The following is a 22,063-nucleotide window of genomic DNA, read 5'->3' as shown; positions in this document are numbered from 1 at the left end:
ATCTTGTGAATAAAAGTGCAACGAACGATTCCGAACCGGCTGCAGCACCTGCCGGGCTCAGCGCACGCATGCAAAAAACGCGCCTTTCGATCACCCAGCACGCACGTGAGCTCACCGCCGAATACGGCTTTGCCGGTTTCACCGTGGATCAGCTCTGCGCGGCGGTGGGCATTTCGCGCCGCACTTTTTTCAACTACTTCGCCACAAAGATCGACGCGGTCTTCGGGCACGTTGATGACGGGGTGCCGCACGGCGCAATGGATCGGTTTATGGCCGCCCGGCCGGCAGGAATCACCGGGATCTCCCCCACCCTGCAGGCGGATCTCGTCGCACTGATCATCGAACAGCTGAACCGCGACGAGCAGGCTATCCGCAGCACCCAGGGATTCTTCGCAGCCGTGCATCGCGAACCCGAATTGCTAGAACGCATGATGCAGGTGGGCCCCGAGCGGCAAGCCGAATTCATGAAGCTTATCGCCCAGCGCGAAGGTGTCGAGGCGGACCATCCGGGTCTCGCGCTGCTTGTTCATTCATTGCAGTTCGCCACGTTCAAAGCCATCGACCGTTTCCTCGAATCCGAGCGCGAACGAAGCCTGGCCGAAGAATTCCTCATAGTCATCGAGCTGGCTCGGGAATTGTATTGCCAGCCCTTAACTCGTTCCTAGCCGGACGCCAGAACCACCAGCCACCTATAAATCTCGCAAGGACCCACGCATGTCAACGACCACCGAGTCCCGGAAAATCCCGGAACCGGCGCCGCTGCTCCTGACGCAACGGCGTATCTGGATCATCTTCTCCGCGCTGATCGCCGGAATGATGCTCTCCTCCCTCGACCAGACCATTGTTTCCACCGCCATGCCAACCATCGTGGGGCAGCTCGGCGGCGTCGAGCACCAGGCCTGGATCACCACCGCCTACCTGCTGGCCACCACCATCGTGATGCCGATCTACGGCAAATTCGGTGACGTGCTCGGCCGGCGCAACCTGTTTTTGATCGCCATCGCGCTGTTCACCCTGGCCTCGGTGGGTGCCGCGTTTGCCGGCACCTTCTGGATGTTCGTCTTCTTCCGCGCCATGCAGGGCCTGGGCGGCGGCGGGCTGATGATCCTCTCGCAGGCCATCATCGCGGATATCGTCCCGGCCTCCGAGCGCGGCAAGTACATGGGCCCGCTGGGCGCCATCTTCGGCATCTCGGCCGTCGCAGGTCCCCTGCTTGGTGGATTCTTCGTAGATCACCTGACCTGGCAGTGGGCCTTCTACATCAACATCCCAATCGGGATCGCCGCGTTCCTGATCGCCTGGTTCGCGCTGACCATCCCGAACAAGAAATCCACCAAGAAGATCGACGTCTTGGGCGTGCTGCTGCTCTCGGCCGCCACCACCTGCCTGATCTTCTTCACCGACTTCGGCGGCTCGAAGAACCATGGCTGGGCAGCCCTGGAAACCTGGGGTTGGGGCCTTGGCATGCTGGCAGCCGCCGTGCTGTTCGTGGTCGTCGAAGCCCGTGCGGAAGACCCGATCATTCCGCTCTCGCTGTTCAAGAACCGGATCTTCATCAACGCCACCGCCATCGGATTCACCCTGGGCCTGGGCATGTTCGCGGCGATTGCCTTCGTTCCGACCTTCCTGCAGATGTCCTCTGGCACCTCCGCCGCGGTCTCGGGGCTGCTCATGGTCCCGATGATGATCGGCATGATGGGTACCAGCATCTTCTCGGGTATCGCAATCACGAAGTCCGGCAGGTACAAGGGCTACCCGATCGCCGGTGCCCTGGTCACCGCGCTGGCGATGCTCGCGTTCACCTCGCTGAGCGCCAGCACCCCGTTGTGGCTGATCTGCGTGTACCTGTTCGTCTTCGGCGCGGGCCTTGGCCTGATCATGCAGGTTGTTGTGCTTGTGGTGCAGAATGCGGTGGACCCGATAATGGTCGGCACCGCCACGTCGACGAACAACTACTTCCGCGAGGTCGGTGCCTCGTTGGGCGTGGCGATCTTCGGTGCCATGTTCACCAACCGACTCTCCGAGAAGCTCACCGAGGTGTTCACCGCTTCCGGGGCAAGCGCCACGGACGCCGGCAATGCGACCGCGACTCTGGATCCGCAGACCCTGGCCAAGCTGCCGGAGCAAATGCGCGATGGGATCGTGACCGCCTATGCCGATTCGCTGGCCCCGGTGTTCTGGTACCTGATCCCGTTCATCCTCATCGCCTTCGTCTTGGCCTTGCTGCTCAAGCAGGTTCCGCTCTCGGACACCGCTGGCATGGTGGCACGTGGCGAGGCGATTGGTGGCGAGGAAGCCAAGCTACTTGAAGATGCAGAACGACAAGCAAGGTTGGTGAATCAGCCTCCGCAAGGTGAGTCGGAGCAGGATGCAGCTACCGCCCCGAAAAGCGACGAACGCCCTAGGGTGTAGCTAGCCTCGTGCTAGGCGCCGCCCCGCACCTGCGATTCCTTTCCCCAGCCTGCTGGGAGATGAGGAATCGCTCGTGCGGGGCGTTGTCGTTTTCCAAAGTCTTCTTGTTTACCAAGCGAAGGGCAGGCAAACGACTTATGCGCTTCCGGGGAATCGCAAACTACACCTTGCTCTAGGCGGCGAAATACCCTCCGGGGCGCGGATTCAGCGCCCAGTCGATGGCCCGCTCGTGCAGCGGCGGCAGCCGCGGGCGGTCATCGAGTTCGAAGTAGCCGACTTCCACGTTTTCATCATCATTTATTTCCGCAGTGCCGCCCAGATGCCTCGCCCGGAAGACCACATCAAGATACTGGGCGTGGTCCCCGTTCGGATAGGTCGCCGGCGCGGTGACACCGATGCCCAGCAGGTGGGTCAGCTCGCAGTCGATGCCGGTCTCTTCGTGGACCTCGCGCACCGCGGTGTGCGAGGCTTCTTCGCCGGGATCGATAATTCCTGCCGGCAGGGTCCACAGCCCGTTATCTGCCCGGCGAACCAGCAAGACCTTAGTTCCGTCCAGCACGACGACCTTCACCCCGCTGAGCCAGAGCATGTCATGGCCGATATGGGTACGCAGTTCGGTGATGAATTCCGGAGTTGCCATGGGCCTATCGTGTCATAAGCAGGGCCAGGGCCGCACCGAGGATCATGAACGGGCCGAAGGCCACCGCCGACTTGGCAGTGAGCTTCCGCGCGATAATTCCCGCCAGCACCACCAGGCTGGCGAGCACAAAGGCAAATACGCTGCCCACGAATAACGCGGGCAGCGAGAAGTAGCCGAGGTTCAAGCCGAGCACCGCGGCCAACTTCACGTCGCCCATGCCCATTGACCCGCGCGAGACCAGCGCGAGCACCAAGTAGGCCCCGCCCAGAATGACGGCGCCGAGCAGCGCCCAGAGCAAAGGCATGTAGGCTGCCCGCACCGCGCTGAGCCCCAGCAAGAGCAGCGCACTGGCCGCGGCCCAACGCAGCAGCCAGCGGTTCGGCAACCGGTGGCTTTTCACATCGGCCACCGCCAGCGACACCCCGAAGCCCAGAAAGCAGGCGCAGAACAGCATGAGCAGCAACGCCGCACCCACCGATTCCTGCCAAATACCGATCATGGTTAGAGCATAAGCGGGCAGGGACTTGGACTCTAGTGGTGCTTGTGGGGTTGTGAATAACTTGAGCGCTTCTACACTTGAATTATGACCCAGCCAGCAGCACCGCAGTTGTTCCCCGAACATCCGGCACCCGATTCCGCGGCGCGCCGGCGCTTCCGTGCACTGGCCCGCTCGGCTCCCTGGCTGAGCACCTCGCTGCGGCTGGAACTCGATGTCCCGCCGGCCTTCGCCCAGCACTCGCTATCGGGCACGCTGGGCATGGTCCTGCGCGGCCGTGAGGCTATCGCCATCAGCGACGAATCCGATACCTTGCGCTACCAGCGCGAATTGTTCACCGCGGACCGGGGCCGCGACTACGTGGCCGCGACCGAGTCCTCCTGGAAGCTTCCGGCCTCGCTCACCTATCCGGTCTACACAAATGACCACCTGATCGCCCGGCGGCCGGACATCGACGGCTACCAGGACCTCTTGCCCTTGGATTTCTTGGCGAGCATGCTCGACCCCTTTGAGCTGGCCGGTACCGAGCCGGCATCATTGGACCTCGCCTTCGAACATCCCACATACATCCACGAGCTGGCTCCCACACGCAGCGAGCACGGTCGCGCGCAACTCTCCGCGGTGCTCACCGCAGGCCACAGCTACCAGCCCAGTAGCGACTCATTTACCTTGGTCCCAGCCGGAACTGCTGCGCTGCTTGTCTTGGATTTGGATACCGGAATCTGCGTCGAGCGCCGGCTGCTGGATGGGAGCGAACCGCCGCTGCGCATCGCGGTGCTGGCGAAGAACGAGTACTACATCGACTCGCTGTTCACCGTAGCCACACCCACCATGACTGATGTGCGCGCACACATCCCGTGGACGGTGCGCGCACAGCGCTAGACCAGCGGCCCCTCGAGCATCTCGGTGACCAGCGCCGCGATCGCCGAGCGCTCCGAACGCATCAGCGTCACGTGCCCGAAGAGCGCATGCCCCTTGAGCTGCTCGACCACCGCGGCGACACCGTCATGGCGTCCCACGTGAAGGTTGTCGCGCTGGGCCACGTCGTGGGTGAGCACCACCTTCGAGTTCTGTCCGATACGCGAGAGCACCGTAAGCAGCACGTTGCGCTCCAAGGACTGCGCCTCGTCCACGATCACAAAGGAGTCATGCAGCGAACGCCCGCGGATGTGGGTCAGCGGCAAGACTTCGAGCATCCCCCGCTCGAGAACCTCGTCGATCACGTTCTTGGACACGATGGAGCCCAGGGTATCGAAGACCGCCTGAGCCCACGGTCCCATCTTCTCTCCCTCGGAGCCCGGCAGATAGCCAAGTTCCTGGCCGCCCACCGCATAGAGCGGTCGAAACACGGTGATCTTGCGGTGTTCCCGGCGTTCGAGCACCGCTTCCATCCCCGCGCACAAGGCCAGCGCGGACTTGCCGGTGCCTGCGCTGCCGCCCATCGAAACGATTCCGACATTCGGATCCATCAACAAATCCAGTGCGATGCGTTGTTCGGCGCTGCGCCCATGCAGCCCGAAGGCCTGCTGGTCCCCGCGCACCAGCTTGACCGTGTCGGCCGAGACCTTGCGGGCCAGCGCGCTGCCGCGCGGCGAGGTAATCACGTAGCCGGTGTTCACCGGAGAATCTTTCGCCTCGGGAAGATCGGTGAGCCGCTCGGTGTCGTAGAGCCTTGCCATCTTCGATTCATCGAGCTCCAGTGATTCCACCCCGCTCCATTCCGAGGAAGCGATCAGCTCGTTGCGGTACACCTCGGCGTGGATGCCGATGGCCGAAGCCTTGATGCGCATCGGCAGGTCCTTGGTCACCAAGGCCACGTCCTGGCCTTGGTCGAGCAGGTGCTTGGCTACCGCCAGGATGCGGGTGTCGTTGTCTCCCGAGCGCATCCCCAAGGGAAGCACCTCAGAGGCGATGTTATTCAGCTCGATGCGCAAGGTACCTCCGGCATCGGAAACCGGAACCGCATCCGCCAAGCCGCCATGGCTGGCGATCAGTTCGTCGAGCAGGCGCAACGCTTGGCGGGCAAAAAAGCCCAGGTCAGGGTCCTTGCGCTTGTGTTCCAGCTCGGTAATGACTGTCAACGGGATCACCACATGGTGTTCCTCGAAGTGGAACATCGCTTTCGGGTCCGACAGCAACACCGAGGTGTCGATGACGTAAGTTCGGACAACCGAGTCGGTAGTTCGGGTCATAGCAGCGCACCCATTCTCGAATCCGGCGTGGGGGAATCTCCCCACGCTTCAGTGGGAAGTTCCGCCACCGGATGCCGAGGGTGACCCACGAATTGCTCCGGGGAAACGCCGCATCTGGTCATCTAGTGAGGAACCTTTCGGTCAGCCGGGACTGTGTCATCCCGCCATATTCTCACCATAGACCGCAAAGGGCTCCAGTAGGTTAAGCGCAAGTATCATTTTTTTGAACGCTAGATACTTGGCATTTCACTGGGCTATTAAGCGCCGAACCGGCGCTGGCGGTCTGCGAAGTCGCGTAGCGCGCGGAGGAAATCGACGCGCCTGAAGTCCGGCCACAACGCTTCGCAGAAATAAAACTCGGAGTAGGCACTCTGCCAGGTCAAGAATCCGCTGAGCCGTTGTTCACCGCTGGTGCGTATCACCAGGTCGGGATCCGGCTGCCCCTTGGTGTACAGGTATGACTCCAGCTCATCGATGCATAGCGACTCGCTTACCGATTCCAGCGAACGTCCGTGCTCCGCTGCATCGTGCAGCAATGACTTGATCGCGTCGATAATTTCCCGCCGGCCTCCATAGCCGATAGCGACATTCACGTGCACCCCGGTGCGGTGTGCCGTGATCGTTTCCAGGGCCGATAGCTTCGTGGCAAGTTCTTCGGGCAACAGATCCAGCGCACCGACTTGCTGCACCTTGACCTGGTTGGTCTCCCCCAGCCGATCCAGGGTGTTGCCGATGACCTTGAGCAGGTCGCGCAGTTCGCTGGGTTCGCGGTTCAGATTGTCGGTGGAGAGCATGTAGAGGGTGACGACCTTGATTCCCAGGTCCTCGCACCATTCAAGGAATTCAAGGATCTTGTCTGCTCCGGCCTGATGGCCGGCAAGGGTCGGGCTTCCGGCAAGCTTTGCCCACCGGCGATTACCGTCAACCATCACCCCAATGTGGTGCGGAAGCTTGTCACTGGGCAACGACTTCGCTAGGCGCCGTTCGTAGAAACGGTACACCAGAGAGGGAAATCGCACCTGGTTCCTCGCTTTCGCACACAATCAAAGAATTCTTCTAACTAAATCTATCGTGTTTCGCCGCGTGCCCGGTGCATCCAACCGGGCCGGCTCAAGGGTTATTGACCACGCAGCATCCGCAAGAATGCGTCTACTCCGGTCACCGGAAGGTTGCACAATTGGAGCCTGCAGGGCTGGATTTGCAGGCTCTGCACGTCCTTGGACGCTTCGCCGGCGCTCCTGGCTTCGATCCCCAGTCCCCTGCAAAGCGCCCGTAATCTCACGCGTTCCGCGTTGCTGCCTCCGGTGAAATTCACATAATGCACCGTCGCGTCGAGCACCGCTTGCACCTCTAGCGCGGTTGCCACCTGGGTGGGCGCTTCGCCGGCGAGCGCCGAAGCGTGCGCGCTGAGCTTGCCTGCCTGCTCAAGCCGGTCGGCGCCCAGCGCATCGAAGCTCCCGTCCGCCATGCTCTGCAGCGCCTGGCGCGCCATGGCCTTGGCGTAGAGCGCCCCGGCGGCGGGGATGGCATCATCGAGTACCGTGACCGGTGCGATATTTGCGCGCTGCTTGCTCAGCCGTGCATCTAGGCTGACGGTATCTCGTGGGATCCCGGTTTCGGGATCGAGGAAGCTCGCAGCACGCTCAAGCAGCACCCCGGCGCGCTCTTGCCATGTGGCACGCTTTGGGCTTTGGCCCAGCGCCAGAAACCCCAGGGCGAGGGCAGCATAGTCCTGCAAGGTCCCCTCGTTGCCGGCCGCCTGCTGACCGGCGAAGCTGACTCGGGCAAGGGTCCTAGTCTGCGCGTCCCAGTGAACCTCCCAGAGCGTGGTCGCCACCTGCTCGGCAAGTTCTCCGAGCCACGGGTCGGCGAGCAGTTCGCCCGCCTCCGCGAGGGCCTCGATCGCCAGCCCGTTCCATCCGGCAATGATTTTCTCATCTCGCCCCGGACGTTCGCGAGCGGCCCGCAGGATGCGCAGCTGCTCCTTGAAGGCCTCCCAGATCTCGACCTGGTCGTTTGCCGGCGCCTCGGTCAACGACAGGTGGAAGTAGCCGGGATCTTCGGCCACCGCCGCGAGCCGCACCAGACCCGCAGGCAGTTCCACTCCCGCCCGGCGCAGCGCCTCGGCGCATTCTTCCCGGGTGAAGGTGTAGGCCGCACCCTCGACACTTTTTCCGGCACGCATTGAATCCGCATCCAACGAGGCGGCCAACGCACGATGCGCTTCGCCTTCCGCTCCGGTCAGCAGCTCGGCGGACAAGAATTGCGCGGTATCCAGCGCCGCCTGCCGGGACAGCTGCGCAAGCTGCGCTGCACGTACCGACTCCGCGGTGTCCTGTGCCGCCAACTCTTCGGCAAAGACCGCGGTGCGCGCACACAGGGAGAGCAAACCCGCATTGTCGTAGAGCATTTTTTCAAAGTGCGGGACCGCCCAGTGCTCATCCACGCAGTAGCGGGCGAACCCGCCAGCCAGATGATCGCGCAGACCGCCAAGCAGCATCGCCTCGATGGTAGTCGCCAGCGCATTGAACCCTTCAGCGCTGCGCTCGGGGTTCAGCATCACCGTGCGCCACAGGGTTTTTAGCGCCCAGCTCGGTGGGAACTTGGGCGCCGGGGTGAATCCACCTTCGGGTTTGGTCGCGGTAATCCAATGCGTGCTCGCGACCGCAAGCGCCTCGGCTACCGGAGAGGTGCTCGGCAGGGTCAATAATGCCCCTTGCCGGGAGCCAAGTTCGGCCAGATGGTTGGCGAGCATATCGGCCTGTTCTTCCAGCCCTTCGCGGCGTTCCTCCCAGGCCTGATGCACCGCGTCGAGCAGCTGGGTGAAGGATGGAATCTTCCCCCGGGGTTCGCGGGGGTAGTAGGTGCCGGCGTGGAATGCCCTCCCGTCGGGCAGGGTGAAGATCGTCATGGGCCAGCCGCCGGAACCCGTCAAGGCTTGAGTGGCCATCATATAGGTGTCATCCACCAACGGGTGTTCCTCGCGGTCCACCTTGATCGCGACAAATCGGTCATTCAATTTTCCAGCAATCCCAGGGTCATCAAAGGATTCGTGGCTCATCACGTGGCACCAGTGGCAGGCCGCATAGCCGATGGAGAGCATTACCGGAACATCCCGCAGCCGGGCCTGCTCAAAAGCCTCATCACCGTAGGGCCACCAGTCAACGAGCTGGTGCGAGTGCTGACGCAGGTAGGCAGAGGAGCTTGTGGCGATTCGTTGTCCCATAGCGCCATTCTGCCCCATGAGGATTAGAGCTCACCTGCAAACGTGGCCAAAGGCAAAATCGGTTTGCTAGGCCACACTGCGTTCCCGCATGTCCCGCCCGATCAGAAACGGAAAGCCTCGTGCCGGGCGCACCAAAAATTTGGCGCACACGGCACGAGGCCTTGATCCAACTGCCGTGAAGCTTAGCTGTCCTCGGAAGTTTTCGGATCTACCGGATCGGTAGATTCTTGGCGTGGCTGGTTCTCGCCCTTGAGCATCAGCTCATTCTGCTTAGCCTCGGCTTCCGAGGCGTAGCGCACGCGGCGTACACGGCGCACCATGTCGCGAATGAGGAAGATTACTGCCAGTGCCAGAAACGCGGTGAACACGAACCCGAGGAACCCCGGGCCATAACTGTTCTCGTCCAAGTTTTCGTTCTGCACTTTAGTGCTCGCAACCAGCATGGTCGCGTAGATCGCATTCACGGTGTGGGGACAACTCTTTTCTGGGACTGGTTGGTACTTAGCTCTATCTTAGTCCGGCAAACAGATCTGTTTCGGGCAACTCGGTGGCAACCTTCGAGGAGATCAGCGTGTAGTCCTCCCACGGCCATGACTCGGCATAGATGTGCTCGGGGACCGCGAAGAAGAAACCTTCCGGGTCAATCTGGGTTCGGTGCGCTAGCAACGCCTGATCGCGCAGTGTGAAGTAGTCTGCGCAGTGCACCTGGGTGGTGGTCGTATGTGGCGAAACCCACTTGAACATTTCGTTCTCTTCGTCGTTTTCCCACATGGCAACACGTTCGGTGTACGGAGATTCGTAGCCAGCTTCCAGCATTGCGTAGTGCAAGGTGCGGAAGCGGTCAGAGGAGAACGCACGGTCGAAGTAGAGCTTGTCCACTTCCCAGGGTTCGCCGAGCTCGGGGTACATCTCAGGGTTTCCGGCTTGTTCGAACGCGAAGGTGGCGACCTTGTGGCTTTGGATGTGGTCCGGGTGCGGGTATCCGCCATTCTCGTCGTAGGTGGTAATCACGTGCGGACGGAATTCGCGGATCAGCTTGATGACACCAGCTGCCGCGATTTCCACCGGCTGCAGTGCGAACGCGCCGAAAGGCAGTTCCGGCAACGGCTCGCCCTCGGGCAGGCCCGAGTCGACGTATCCTAGCCAGCGGTGTTTGACCCCGAGTACCGCGGCGGCTTCAGCCATCTCCGTGCGGCGCACGCCGGGCAGGTCACGATGCGCGTGGGCCAGTTCCCCGACCGCAGCGTTGAGAATGTCACCGCGTTCACCGCCGGTGCAGCTGACGACCATGACCTCGGCGCCGGCTTCAACATAGGCGGCCATGGTGGCAGCCCCCTTTGAAGACTCGTCGTCCGGGTGGGCATGAATTGCCATGAGACGCAGCCCCTGGGACGGCGCTAACTTCTTCACGTCGTGAATCTCCACGTAAAATCTTCCTTCTGCACTGTGAACAGGCCGGTATGCCGTCATGGCATACCATCAATGACAACTCTCACGTAGACCCGAGTTATTCCCTGAACCGCCTGCCGGTAGACTAAGAGATACCTCATAGATAGCGGCAGAGAGTGGTACAGGGTAAGCGATGTCTGATCCAAGCTTAACGGCTCGATACAACAACCCCAAGAAACGCCCGCTGTCCAAGCGCACCCGCTTCCTGCTCATCGGTGGCGCGCTGACCGTCGGCGTCGCCGGTGCGGCGTATATCGGATTCGCAAACTTCAGTGCCATAACCGCGCAGGACATCGAGTTTTCGGTTGCCTCGCCAGCTCAGGCGACCGCGGTGATCGAGGTCGAATACAATTCCAAGCACCGTGTGCAGTGCGATGTGAGAGCGCTGAACGAGTCCAAGGCTACCGTTGGCTTTACCAGCATCGCACTTGAATCCGCCGATCCGGGTCAGCTGACTACCCAGCGCATCACGGTGCCGCTGCGTACCGATAACCTGGCCGTCACCGCTGGGGTAGAGGCTTGCTACAAGGTCCCGAACGATTTCTCCGAGTAACAATTAGCTCGTTCTTCTTCCCTCAGAGCTGAATCTATTGGGATTATTTCCCAAACACGACTATTATCGTTGGAAAGTACGTTTAACCCCGCATCGGTTTGTGCGCCTAGTTGAAAAGCAACTGGGACAGGAGCCTAGCGGGGTCTTTGCTTGCATCCGCCGAAATTCGACAGATCGCCAATTCGTACCGAATCTGACTTCTTCAACGCCACCGCATGGTGGCGTTCGGCTTTGCCGTCCACCTCGGACGGTTAACAGAAGAAGTCCCTGACAGACCAAAGGAAGTACAACGTGAGCACCAACAGCAACGAACCTGTCGTGTGGCTGACTCAGGAGGCCTTCGACCGCCTTCAGAACGAACTGACCTTCCTCTCCGGCCCAGGCCGCACCGAAATCGTTGCCCGCATCGAGCAGGCACGTTCGGAGGGTGACCTCAAGGAGAACGGCGGCTACCACGCTGCTCGTGAGGAGCAAGGCAAGGCCGAGGCCCGCATCCTTTATCTCAAGGACCTTCTGCGCCGCGCCCACGTAGGCGAAGCGCCCGCAGATGACGGAGTGGTCGAACCAGGCATGCTGGTGGGTGCCACCATCGCTGGTGATGAGACCACTTTCCTGTTCGGTTCCCGTGAGGTTGCCGGCGACAGCGACCTTGAGGTGTACTCGGAGCAGTCCCCAATCGGCAAGGCAGTGCATGGCAAGAAGGTTGGCGACAAGCTGACCTACACCGCGCCCAACGGCCGCGATATCGCCGTGGAGATCATCTCCGCCACGCCATACGAGGGCTAGTCCCCCACGCATCAAAAGCAGCTGGCCTGACACTTGAAAAAGTGTCAGGCCAGCTGCTTTTCATCTGTAATTTCGAAATTAGGCTACCGAGCCGCCAGCGCTGTTCGTGATGTGCGGGTCGAAGCCCTCGGCACGCAGATTATCCAGCACATGCTCGGAATGCTTATGGCCCTTGGTTTCCAAATCGATGGTGATCGCTACATCGCCCATGGACAGCGAGCCGCCGATGCGCGTGTGGTCCAGACGAGTCACATTTGCATCCGATTCGGCGATGACCCGCGAGATGGTCGCCAACGCACCTGGACGGTCCGGCAGCATGATGCGCACGGTCAGGAAACGACCGGCTGCGTTTAGACCACGCTGGATCACCTTGAGCATCAGCAGCGGATCGATATTTCCGCCCGAGAGGATCACCACGGTAGTCGCCGGGTCAATTCCATGGGCTTTCAAACGGTCCTCCAGCAGGGCCGCGACGCCTACGGCACCAGCCGGCTCCACAACCAGCTTGTTGCGCTCCAGCAGCACTACCAGCGCCTGCGCCAGCGCATCTTCGGAGACCGTCACCACGTCATCAACGAGTTCCTTGATGATGGCAAACGGCAACTGGCCCGGCTTGCCCACCGCGATGCCATCAGCGATGGTGTGCACCGTGTCCAAGGGCACCAGTGCATCCGCGGCCAGCGACGGAGGGTACGCGGCGGCATTTTCTGCCTGCACGCCGATCACCTTGATGTCGCGGCCCAGCTGACGAGCTTTCTCCTTCAATGCAATGGCCACGCCTGCCAGCAGGCCGCCGCCGCCCACGCCCATCAGCACGGTCTCCACTTCCGGAAGCTGCTCCAGGATTTCCAGGCCAATAGTTCCTTGGCCGGCAATGATGTCGGGGTGGTCGAAGGGGTGCACAAACACCGCACCGGTTTCATCGGCAAAACGCTGCGCCTCGGCCAGCGCCTGATCGACGGTGTCTCCATGCAGCACCACTTGCGCGCCGTGGTCTTGGGTGGCCGCAAGCTTCGGCAGCGCCACCCCGCGCGGCATGTAGATGCGTGCTTTAATTCCTAGATGCGCCGCCGCTTGGGCCACACCCTGCGCATGGTTGCCTGCCGAAGCGGCCACCACTCCGCGGGCCTTCTCTTCGGCGCTGAGCTTTGACATGCGCACATAGGCGCCACGGACCTTGAAGGAACCCGCGCGTTGCAGGTTCTCGCACTTCAAGAACACCTCGGCGCCTGCATGCAAGGAAAGTACCCGAGAGTGTTCGATCGGGGTGCGGGCGATCACCGGTTCGAGCACCTGTGCTGCGTGTTCGATATCCGCCAAGGTGACAGGTAGTTCTGGCTTGCTGCTCATCTATTCCTCATTTGCGAAGTTCTCGGTGCGCCGGCTCACCGGCGGTTGTTCGGGGGAAGTTTCGGTGGGCTGCTCTGGAGGGGCGTGAGGATCCTCGCCAACCCCATATTGTTCGCGGACGAACGGGTCATCGTCCCATCCGCGCCGAGCTAGGTATTTCACCACCGAATTCAATACGGCCATGATCGGTACGGCGAACAGCGCTCCGGGGATGCCAGCCACCATGGCTCCGCCGGCGACTGCGAGCACCACTGCCAGCGGATGCAGGCTCACCGCCTTGCCCATGATCAGCGGTTGCAGGATGTTCGATTCGGCCTGCTGAACCAGCAACACCACGCCAAGCATGATCAGCGCGTTGATCCAACCGTTGGCGACCAGCGCCAGGAGCACCGCCAATGCGCCGGTAACCAGCGCGCCGATGATCGGGATGAAGGAGCCAACGAAGACGATCACGCCCAGTGGCATCGCTAGCGGAACGCCCAGGAAGAACGCGCCAAAGCCAATGCCCACCGCGTCAATGAAAGCCACCAGCAGCTGCACGCGCACGTAGCGCACCAGAGAGAACCAGCCGCGGCTCATCGCGCCGTCCATGGCGGGACGGGCGCGAAGAGGCAGCAGGTTGATCAGGAACAGGCCGATCTTCCGTCCATCGAGGAGCAGGAAGATCAGCGTGAACAGGGCCAGCAGGACTCCGGTGACGATCTGGCCGAGCGCCGAACCCCAGCTGATCGCTTCGCTCAAGATATTCGTGGCGTTCGAGCGTAGCTGGCCTAACGCGTCATCGATGACGTTTTGCAGGTCGTCATTGGTTAGCTGCAGGGGGCCATTAAAAAGCCAATCCTGGACCTGTTCCAGCCCTGCGATCGACTGGTTCCACAGTGCTGCGAACCCGGCGGAAAGGCGCTGGCCAGCCATCGATAATCCGCTCACCACCAACGCGAGGAAGCCAAGCACGGTGAATCCCACGGCCAATCCGCGCGGCACCGCCAACTTACGATTCAGCACGTTGACGATAGGGGAAAGCAGACCGCTGATCAGTGCGGCGATCATCACCGGGATCAGCAGTAAAGACAGCTGCGACAGGAGCCAGACAATCGCGCCTACGGCGGCGGCCACCACGAGGAAACGCCAGGACCACCAGGCCGCTAGCCGCACCCCATAGGGCATGTCATCCGCATCATGGAAATCCACGTTCGCTGAGCGTGGAGTCGGTCCCGGGCTGGTTTTAGCTGGTAGCACCACTCGGAACCGGCGCAGTCGCGACAGCCGGTTACTCTTCATTTCTCTAAGTTACCGTGAGTTCCGCGCCGCACCGGGATCCATGTCGGTATTGTGACACAAAAAACAGAACCAGTGCCCGTATTGGGCACTGGTTCTCAAAATCTATTCCAATATGGTTATTACTCTTCGCGCAGAATAGCCAGAATGCGCAGAATCTCGGTGTAGAGCCAGACCAGGGTCATGGTCAGGCCGAAGGCACCGCGCCAAGCCATGATGGCCGGGGCACCCTGGCGGGAAAGCTCCTCGATCATGGTGAAGTCGGAAACCAGCGCGTAGGTCGCAAGCAGGACCGCAACGACACCGATGATGACGCCGAGCATACCGCTGCGCATGCCGAACATGCCGTCAACCGTACCTGTCATCATCATGACCATATTGACCAGCGAGAAGACCACCATGCCGATCATCGCGATCATGAACATCTTGTTCAGCTTCGGGCTCATCCGGTACTTGCCCGAGCGGTACAGCGCCAAGGTCACGCCGGCGACGCAGAAGGTCGCGACGACCGCCTGGATTGCGACACCCGGGTATAGCCCGTTCAGGAACTGCGACAAGCCGCCGAGGAACAAGCCCTGGGCTACTGCGTACAAAAGAATGAGTGCCGGCGATGGCTTCTTCTTGAACACGTTGACCAGGCCCAGCACGAAACCGACCAGCGCGCCTGGCAACATCAGGATTGGCACAGCCCAGCCCGCTGCGGCGCCAAGCACAACAAGTCCCAAGGTAAGGATGGTCTTATTGATGGTGTCACCGACCGTCATGCGACCGGTGTCGTGGCTAGTGGCCGATGGCTGCTGGTACATGCCCTGCAACTGGTCGGCGCTGAGGTTGCCGGATTCGTGGAATCCGACCGGACTGCCTGCATTGGAGCCAGTGCCCCAGTTTGCAGACTGGTTCTTGGAACCGAAGATCGGGTTACCGCTCAACCTGAATTCCCCCATAAGTCGTTTGTTCAAGCACAAGCCCATCGCCTGTGTCCTGCTACCGATCTTATTTGGGTTTGCTGTGAATCGGCTCAGCCATAGGGATGATATCGATATATTTAGCCTGAATTATGCCTAGAGCGTGTGCATCTTCCGCTTCGCTTCATGGTTAGGCCGCTAGCCACGTTAATTGCGAGCGACAGAACTCCAATCCCATCCCCTTTGGCCCGGCAGCATGGGGGAATTTTTGCATGCAGCGTCGCAATGCAGAGCCAGAGGGAATCGCCTCGTGGAGATGGCCTCCTGCAAGTGGTGGCCCCGCCGATAGCAATAGCCTTGTGTGGTTTCAGTACCGTCCGATGCGGAAAACCAGGCCGTCCTGGCTTGCTTCCGCGCGATTCATGAGCTCTTGATGTGATCCATTTTTCTGCATTGGCAATGGCGCAGAGAATTTCAACGAGTTTTTTCGAGGGCTGGGCTGCGGGGGAAATTGAATCCTGGAGTTCCCAATACCCGGCATGCTCGACGTCGCCATAGCAATCCGGGGCCGGGACGTACAGTCCGTTGGAACTAGTTGCTTGGGGCCTCATGAGCCAATCCAAGTGGCAGAATCCAGCTCTGGAATTTGTTCCTGAGCTCCGCGGAACCAGGACGCTTCAGCGTCGCCTGTACTCGGTCGGTGGCCGAAGGACTGATGTAGATCCGCTTCGCCAGAATCGACAAGTCAACTGCAAAGCACCAGTATTCAAGCAAAGCAAAGGCCGCTACTTCCCCGTGTTTACAGGTAAGCAGCGGCCCTTTCACAGGTGCCCCCAGTGGGACTCGAACCCACAAGCCTTTCGGCAGCTGATTTTAAGTCAGCCGTGTATGCCAATTCCACCATGAGGGCAAGACTCTAAAATCTTACGCGATCAGATCGTAAAATCTGAAATTCCCGCATCGATCAGTGCCACAGGGGCCAGAAGTCACTTCCGGCCCCTGTGGCGATCATTCGTCGATCAAAACAGCTTACTTCGCTGAAGCAGCCTTCTTGGGATTAGCCGATTCTTCGAAGGCCGCGCGAGGGGTCTCCAAGTTGTTCAGCTGCACCGCGTCGCGCGAGAAGAACCAAGCAACCATCCAGTCGCCCAGGACGCGGAACTTGCGCTCGAAGGTTGGCATGGCCATACCGTGGTATCCGCGGTGTGCCATCCAAGCTGGCCAGCCCTTGAGCTTCAGGCCAACTACCTTGGCGACGCCCTTGTTCAGGCCGAAGCCTGCAACTGCGCCGAGGTTCTTGTGCTTGTACTCCTTGATGGTGCCTACGCCGTAGCGCGATGCATACAGGTTCTTCGCCAGCAGCTTGGCCTGGCGCACTGCGTGCTGTGCGTTCGGCACGCAGGTGCCATCCGGCAGACCGCCGGTGACGTCCTTCACGGCCGAGATATCGCCGGCAGCCCAGGCGCCGTCCAACGGGTTGCCGTTCTCATCCTTGATCCGCAGATCGGTGCGGGTCTCGATGCGACCGCGCTGTTCGATTGGGAAATCGGTGGAGCGCACCATCGGGTTCGCCATGACACCGGCGCACCAGATCAAGGTGTCTGTGCCGAATTCGCCGGCTGGGGACTTGTCTGCCATATTGATCAGCTGCAGGTTTCCGTCGGTGGCATCTGCCAGCGAGGTGTTCAGCAGGACCTCGATACCGCGGCTGCGCAAGTGGTCAACAACCCACAAGGCCTGCTCTTCGGTAACTTCCGGCATGATGCGGCCCATCGCCTCAACGAGAACAAAGCGGACTTCCTTCTCATCGACGCGGTCGTTGAGCTTGACCAGGTGACGAGCCATGTCTTCAAGTTCGGCAATGGTTTCGATGCCAGCGAAGCCGCCACCAACCACAACGAAGGTCAGCGCGCGCTTGCGTGCAACCGGATCGGTCATATTCGCTGCGGACTCTATGCGTTCGGCAACCTTGTTGCGCAGTGCTACCGCTTCTTCGATGGTCTTCAGTCCGATGCCTGCATCGCCCAGTCCCGGAATCGGGAAGGTGCGGGTGATGGCGCCAGCGGACATCACAATATCGGTGTATTCCAGCTCGAATTCTTCACCGCTGACCGGGGCGACAACGGCCTTCTTGCTAGCGTGGTCAATGCTCAGCACACGGCCGTTAACCAGCTCGGAGTGCTTCAGGTGCGCACGGTGGGAGACCACCGCGTGGCGTGGTTCGATATTGCCACCTGCAACTTCTGGCAGGAATGGCTGGTAAGTCATGTATGGGTTCGGGTCTACGACGGTGACGATGCCACCGTGGTCCTTGACCTTCTTCTGCAACTTCATCGCGACGTAAAGGCCAACATAGCCACCGCCAACGACAAGAATGCGCGGACGCTTCTGGGAGCTTTCGATGATCGACATACTCTTGATTCTACGCGGAATATCGGAGTTAGTGAAAACATTCACTAACTTTCTCTGTTGCCTTCGTCTCTCCGCCCGCACAAGTTCCTGCCGCGGCGGAGCGCACCGGGAGAATTCCGCGCTTTCCAGCTGAAAACCTGCCCTGGAAACGGTTATCGGACACCGGGCGCCTACCGCCACGGGTTAACCCGAACTGGCGGTGAGCCAAAGGAGGTCTATCTCCTTTGGCTCACCGCCAGCAACAAGTTTCGGCTACTTATCGTCTTCCGGGATTTCGTCGAATAGATCGCGCCCATCGCCCGACTTGCCGACCTGCAATTTACTCAGGGCCGCGAGCTCGGCTTCACGGATTTTCTTTTGCCGTCGGGCACGAATTCCTACCTGCGCTCCCCCGCCGAGGAGTACCAGCACCAGCAGGATTCCACCGCCGAGCACAATCACCGGCTGCAGTGCCGGGGCCGAGTCATCGGGAAGGATCGGTTCGGGAGCCGCTACGGGATCCAGCGTCGACTTCTCCATGGAGACCCCTGGATCCGGCGCCTCGGTCTTTTCATCTGAATTTCGGCGATGGATCCGAATCCACTCGGTAATGGTGTTCATTGGATTAGTCTCGGCCACCGGCACATTTGCGGTCAGCGCCGCGTGCGCATCGATAATGCCGTAACCGTACAGATTGTCCACACCGGCCGCGCCGGTGTCCTTGGCGGTCTGCAGGATTCGGTTGATCACCTGTGGCGCTTTCATCTCCGGATGCTCGGCGCGAATCAGCGCGGCCACGCCGGCGACCAGCGGCGCAGCGCCCGAGGTACCGGACCAGCGGGCGTATCCGCCGCCGGGCAGGCCTCCGACGAGCTGTTCGGCGGGAGCGGCGACACCGATGGAGATACCCTCGGTGGAGGAATCCTTCGAAGCCTTGCCCGACTCATCGACCCCGGCGACCGTCAGCACGCCGGGGATCGTTGCCGGGGCACCGACCTGGCTCATCCCGCCCGAACGGTTGCCCGCGGCGGCCACGATGACCACATCCTTGTCCTCCGCGTACTTGAACGCGTCATCCCAGCTTTCGGGCCACGCCGGCGAGGTGGAGCCAAGGGACATGTTGATCACCTTCGCGCCGGAATCAACTGCCCAGCGCACCGCCTTGGGGATCTGCTCCTCGACGGGAATGCCCGAAGGGTTTTCCCCGCCCATCCACAAGGACACCGAAAGCAGATCGGCTTCCGGAGCGACGCCGAGCACTCCGTCATTGCCCGCACGCAGGGGCGGCACCTTCTCGTATTCGGGTTCCTCGGGGACTTCTACCGGCTCTTCGTCGTCCGCTTTGTCTTCATTTTTTTCTTCGGCGTTCTTCTTCGCGCGTTCCCACGCGGCCTTCAGCCGTTCGTTCTCGGACTTGATCCGCTCAATTTCTTGCTTATTGTTGCCGCGCCCGCCCAGCAAGGTGGCCACCAGGGTTCCGTGCTCGCTCATCACACCGATCGGCCTATCGCCCTTAGGCCCGCCGGAACCAGACATGTCCGCCCCGCCGGCGATCGCGCCCTTCAGATCAGGGTGGCTGGTATCGATGCCGGTATCGATGATAGCGACCTTGACGCCTTTGCCCTTGGTGACCTTGTGCGCCTCGGTAATGCCCTGGGCCGCCAACCAGTATTCGCTGCTGCGGATATCGTCCGCATGGGCCGGAGCGGCGCCAAGCACCGTAGCCCCGGCCAGTAGCGCCGCCAACACGGCAGCCAACAAGGTACGCGCCGCGACGGGCTTGCCGGTAGTCAAGTGACCCACGATCATCTCCTCGCAAGGGGCTCCGGCATGCCGGGCCAGTAGGGCTAGAACTGCAGTTGGCTAGTTACGCGCGGCCGAGGCCGTGATTCCATCGAGAATATCGTGCTCCGAGGCGATCAACGTCATCGGACGGTTTTGGCTGGTTCGTTCGAGGTAACCCAGAATGCGTTCCACGATCAACGCGCCGGCCTGAATCACATCCACGCGTCCCGGATGTATGAAGCCCAACGCTTCGCGTTCCGCACGGCTATAGGAGAGCATTTCACCGGTGGCTCGGCGCATCTGCGGGAAAGAAAGCTGGGCGCCGTGGATGGCTGCCGAATCATAGGCGCTCAACTTCAGCGCCTGCGCGGTGAGGGTGGTAAAGGTACCGGCCACCACGATCACCGTATCCACCTGGGACACATCGACTCGGCCGTCCAGCGTGGCCAGCGTGTCATCGATGAACTCGATCGCCCCGTCGCGGTCGGCAAAGCGTTCGGTCACCCGCACGCAACCCATATCCAGCGAGGCCGCGGCCAGCGGTCCGGAATCGTCGCCGAGGACAAATTCGGTGGAACCGCCGCCAAGATCAATGACCAGCAGCTGGCCGTCCTTGGCGTGGCGCACCGAGGCCGCGCCGGTAAAGGACAGGCTCGCTTCTTCATCTCCGGTGATCACCTCGGGGCTCACGCCCAGGATGCCGGTGACGGTGGACAGGAAGACCTCGCGGTTCGAGGCATCACGCGCCGCGCTGGTCGCCGCAAAACGGATCTGCTGGACTGAATGCTCATCGCACAATGCCTTGTACTCGCGCACCGCGGCGAAGGTACGTTCCAAAGCTTCGGGAGCGAACCCGCCGGTGGCGTCCACGTCCTGGCCCAGCCGAACCACGCGCATGGTGCGCACGACGTCACGCAACTGCACGCCGTCGGACTCAACGGTGGCATCCGCAATCAGCAGGCGGATGGAGTTCGTCCCGCAGTCGATTCCCGCTACGCGCATCAGGCTTGATCCGCTTCGGTGGCTTCGCGCTCGGCACGCTTGCGTGCGCGCTCGGCGCGTTTCACCGCCGGGTCAACCCGCTCTTGGGTCTTCACATGGCGCGATCGATCCAGGCTCGGAGCCTCGCCGGAGGTATCCCAAGCGCCTTCGCAGAAGCATTTGTCCTTGGTCCACCATTCCGCGATCCCCGCGATGGCCTCGTCACCCAGCGGGTTCACGCCCTCGCCGGCCGCCAGCGAATGCCCCACGAGCACATGCAGGCACTTCACCCGGCTCGGCATGCCGCCGGCCGAGACGCCGTCGATCTCCGGGACCGCCCCGGTGCCCGAACGCTCGCCGATCGCCTCGCGGTTCGCCAGATAGGACTCGTGCGCCGACACATAGTCGGCGGCCAGCTGCGAATCCTCGCCCAAGCGATCGTTCATGGCGCCCATCAGCCCGGCGGCTTCCAACCGGGACACCGCGGCGGTAATGACCGGATGCGCCAGGTAGTAGGTGGTCGGGAAGGGGATGCCGCTGGAAAGCCGCGGGGCGGTGGTCGCCACCAGCGGATTGCCGCACACGCAGCGTGCACCGATCTCCACCACATCGCGTACCGGACGGTTCAGCTGGCGGCTGAGCGTATCCAGGTCCTGCTCGCTGGGAACACGTCCGGCGGCATCGAGGGCTTCGCGGATTGGCTTATCAGTCAAGTTATCGTCTTTTCGCGTCGTGTGGTTCGTCCCTGGTGCAGGGAGCCGGTAAGTTATCAGTCGGTCGCCGAGCGATGCACCGAATCGAGCAGTGCATCAACCCATGGAAGATCGGCGCGCACCTCATAGGTGCTGCCATTGCTTGTTTGGACTTCTTCCTCAGCTGGAAGTTCGCCCACCACCTTGTACAGCTTTTCGCCCGGCATCACCAAGTTTATCCGTTCGCGGGCCTGCTGCTTGATATACAGCGGATCGTCCCAACGTGCGATCTCGGCCTTCAGATCGTCGCGCTGCTGCTCCTTCGCGCTGATCGAGGCACGCAGTTCGTTGATTTCGGTCATTTGGGTGCGGTAGAAGTTCACCGTGGGCACCAGCATCACGGCGAAGAACGCGAGCACTACCAGCAGTGCGGCCACGCGTCCGGAGAAGCGATGGGCCGCCACCGGTTCGCCGGCCGGCGGCTGGCTGTGTGCCTCGGCCTTCTCCCCCGGCTTGCGGCGGACTGCGGCGGAGAACTTCACCCGGTCATCGCGGCGGCGTTCGCTCTGCTTCTCCTTGGCACGTTCGCGCAGCGGCGCCTTCGGTTTCCCCGCGGCAGGCTTGGCGGCGGGCTTGGCTGGCCGCGGCGCCGCGGGCGCGCCAGAAGAACCGGTGCCAGCTGTTTTGCGTTCCGGGGATGGAGCCGTCCGCGCCCTGCGCGCCGCCGGAGCATTCCTTTTCGCGCTTGGTACCACGTGCAACGCGTCGGTGGCTGGCTCCGCCTGGTGGGCCCCACTGGTTTCACTGCGCGCGCCGGCTGCCGGTGCTTCGTCTATTTCGCTACGTTCACCGGAGTCAGCTTCCGGTTTCCCGGTGCTTGCTGGGGTGTTTCGTCGCGGCATGCGCGGTGGTCGCTGCGCCATACTC

20 protein-coding genes and 1 tRNA gene are annotated in these 22,063 nt (G+C 61.6%); 5 read left to right on the top strand and 16 right to left on the bottom strand.

What is annotated here, in order from left to right:
• Positions 1 to 5: 5 nt before the first annotated feature.
• Together ACT3UQ_RS13660 and ACT3UQ_RS13655 are read left to right on the top strand one after the other, a co-directional pair.
• On the top strand, positions 6 to 665 hold the full coding sequence (locus tag ACT3UQ_RS13660) for a TetR/AcrR family transcriptional regulator (RefSeq protein ID WP_255248489.1): 660 nt from the start codon (positions 6 to 8) through the stop codon (positions 663 to 665).
• A 49-nt stretch (positions 666 to 714) separates the two neighbouring features.
• Positions 715 to 2,412 carry an MDR family MFS transporter gene (locus ACT3UQ_RS13655; protein WP_105650639.1) on the top strand — a complete coding sequence of 566 codons (1,698 nt, stop codon included), beginning with the start codon at positions 715 to 717 and terminating at the stop codon, positions 2,410 to 2,412.
• Between the two features lie 172 nt (positions 2,413 to 2,584).
• On the opposite strand, the gene ACT3UQ_RS13650 is transcribed toward ACT3UQ_RS13655, so the two are convergent.
• Positions 2,585 to 3,052, bottom strand: a complete 468-nt coding sequence (locus ACT3UQ_RS13650; protein WP_096287711.1) for an NUDIX hydrolase — start codon at positions 3,050 to 3,052, stop codon at positions 2,585 to 2,587.
• Positions 3,053 to 3,056: 4 nt separating this feature from the next.
• The gene (locus tag ACT3UQ_RS13645) at positions 3,057 to 3,551 is read right to left on the bottom strand and encodes a prepilin peptidase (RefSeq protein WP_176484236.1); all 495 of its coding nucleotides are present in this window, start codon (positions 3,549 to 3,551) and stop codon (positions 3,057 to 3,059) included.
• Positions 3,552 to 3,635: 84 nt separating this feature from the next.
• On the opposite strand from ACT3UQ_RS13645, the gene ACT3UQ_RS13640 reads away from it, so the two are divergent.
• Positions 3,636 to 4,430: a hypothetical protein gene (locus ACT3UQ_RS13640; protein ID WP_444637306.1), complete on the top strand. Its 795-nt coding sequence runs from the start codon at positions 3,636 to 3,638 to the stop codon at positions 4,428 to 4,430.
• On the opposite strand, the gene ACT3UQ_RS13635 is transcribed toward ACT3UQ_RS13640, so the two are convergent.
• The 5 genes from ACT3UQ_RS13635 to mca form a co-directional block, all read right to left on the bottom strand.
• Positions 4,427 to 5,740 carry a PhoH family protein gene (locus ACT3UQ_RS13635; protein ID WP_105570248.1) on the bottom strand — a complete coding sequence of 438 codons (1,314 nt, stop codon included), beginning with the start codon at positions 5,738 to 5,740 and terminating at the stop codon, positions 4,427 to 4,429. The genes ACT3UQ_RS13640 and ACT3UQ_RS13635 overlap by 4 nt on opposite strands.
• Before the next feature lie 257 nt (positions 5,741 to 5,997).
• Positions 5,998 to 6,759 carry an isoprenyl transferase gene (locus tag ACT3UQ_RS13630; RefSeq protein WP_096287719.1) on the bottom strand — a complete coding sequence of 254 codons (762 nt, stop codon included), beginning with the start codon at positions 6,757 to 6,759 and terminating at the stop codon, positions 5,998 to 6,000.
• Positions 6,760 to 6,857: 98 nt separating this feature from the next.
• Positions 6,858 to 8,966, bottom strand: coding sequence for a thioredoxin domain-containing protein (locus ACT3UQ_RS13625; protein WP_444637304.1), 2,109 nt, complete (start codon positions 8,964 to 8,966; stop codon positions 6,858 to 6,860).
• A gap of 182 nt (positions 8,967 to 9,148) precedes the next feature.
• Positions 9,149 to 9,430 (bottom strand): hypothetical protein, encoded by a 282-nt coding sequence (locus tag ACT3UQ_RS13620; protein ID WP_096287723.1) that lies wholly within the window; start codon positions 9,428 to 9,430, stop codon positions 9,149 to 9,151.
• A gap of 43 nt (positions 9,431 to 9,473) precedes the next feature.
• Positions 9,474 to 10,340, bottom strand: coding sequence for a mycothiol conjugate amidase Mca (mca, locus tag ACT3UQ_RS13615; protein WP_096287807.1), 867 nt, complete (start codon positions 10,338 to 10,340; stop codon positions 9,474 to 9,476).
• Between the two features lie 208 nt (positions 10,341 to 10,548).
• On the opposite strand from mca, the gene ACT3UQ_RS13610 reads away from it, so the two are divergent.
• Both ACT3UQ_RS13610 and greA read left to right on the top strand, forming a co-directional pair.
• The gene (locus ACT3UQ_RS13610; RefSeq protein ID WP_096287725.1) at positions 10,549 to 10,968 is read left to right on the top strand and encodes a DUF4307 domain-containing protein; all 420 of its coding nucleotides are present in this window, start codon (positions 10,549 to 10,551) and stop codon (positions 10,966 to 10,968) included.
• A gap of 291 nt (positions 10,969 to 11,259) precedes the next feature.
• Positions 11,260 to 11,754: a transcription elongation factor GreA gene (greA, locus tag ACT3UQ_RS13605; RefSeq protein WP_096287727.1), complete on the top strand. Its 495-nt coding sequence runs from the start codon at positions 11,260 to 11,262 to the stop codon at positions 11,752 to 11,754.
• A 78-nt stretch (positions 11,755 to 11,832) separates the two neighbouring features.
• Here greA and ilvA read toward each other — a convergent pair whose 3' ends face one another.
• The 9 genes from ilvA to ACT3UQ_RS13560 form a co-directional block, all read right to left on the bottom strand.
• Complete coding sequence (ilvA, locus tag ACT3UQ_RS13600; RefSeq protein WP_096287729.1) at positions 11,833 to 13,104, bottom strand: threonine ammonia-lyase; 1,272 nt, start codon at positions 13,102 to 13,104, stop codon at positions 11,833 to 11,835.
• A complete protein-coding gene (locus ACT3UQ_RS13595; protein ID WP_258133612.1) occupies positions 13,105 to 14,295 on the bottom strand; it encodes an AI-2E family transporter in 1,191 nt (396 codons plus the stop codon).
• Positions 14,296 to 14,504: 209 nt separating this feature from the next.
• Positions 14,505 to 15,326, bottom strand: a complete 822-nt coding sequence (locus ACT3UQ_RS13590) for a Bax inhibitor-1/YccA family protein (protein ID WP_096287733.1) — start codon at positions 15,324 to 15,326, stop codon at positions 14,505 to 14,507.
• 789 nt (positions 15,327 to 16,115) lie between these two features.
• Positions 16,116 to 16,197 (bottom strand) — tRNA-Leu (locus ACT3UQ_RS13585).
• 119 nt (positions 16,198 to 16,316) lie between these two features.
• On the bottom strand, positions 16,317 to 17,699 hold the full coding sequence (locus tag ACT3UQ_RS13580; protein WP_105570249.1) for an NAD(P)/FAD-dependent oxidoreductase: 1,383 nt from the start codon (positions 17,697 to 17,699) through the stop codon (positions 16,317 to 16,319).
• 252 nt (positions 17,700 to 17,951) lie between these two features.
• Positions 17,952 to 19,481, bottom strand: a complete 1,530-nt coding sequence (locus ACT3UQ_RS13575) for a S8 family serine peptidase (RefSeq protein WP_255248491.1) — start codon at positions 19,479 to 19,481, stop codon at positions 17,952 to 17,954.
• A gap of 60 nt (positions 19,482 to 19,541) precedes the next feature.
• Entirely contained in the window at positions 19,542 to 20,465 is a 924-nt protein-coding gene (locus ACT3UQ_RS13570; RefSeq protein ID WP_181148606.1) for a Ppx/GppA phosphatase family protein, read from the bottom strand.
• Positions 20,465 to 21,157 carry a DUF501 domain-containing protein gene (locus ACT3UQ_RS13565; RefSeq protein WP_105570250.1) on the bottom strand — a complete coding sequence of 231 codons (693 nt, stop codon included), beginning with the start codon at positions 21,155 to 21,157 and terminating at the stop codon, positions 20,465 to 20,467. Before ACT3UQ_RS13565 ends, ACT3UQ_RS13570 begins: the two co-directional genes overlap by 1 nt.
• 56 nt (positions 21,158 to 21,213) lie before the next feature.
• On the bottom strand, positions 21,214 to 22,059 hold the full coding sequence (locus ACT3UQ_RS13560; RefSeq protein WP_105570251.1) for an FtsB family cell division protein: 846 nt from the start codon (positions 22,057 to 22,059) through the stop codon (positions 21,214 to 21,216).
• Positions 22,060 to 22,063 lie beyond the last annotated feature (4 nt).

The organism is Glutamicibacter sp. AOP12-B1-11, assembly GCF_052379245.1.
Lineage (GTDB): Bacteria > Actinomycetota > Actinomycetes > Actinomycetales > Micrococcaceae > Glutamicibacter.
Note: the sequence above shows the minus strand (reverse complement) of the source record. Positions and strands in the feature narration are given on the sequence as shown.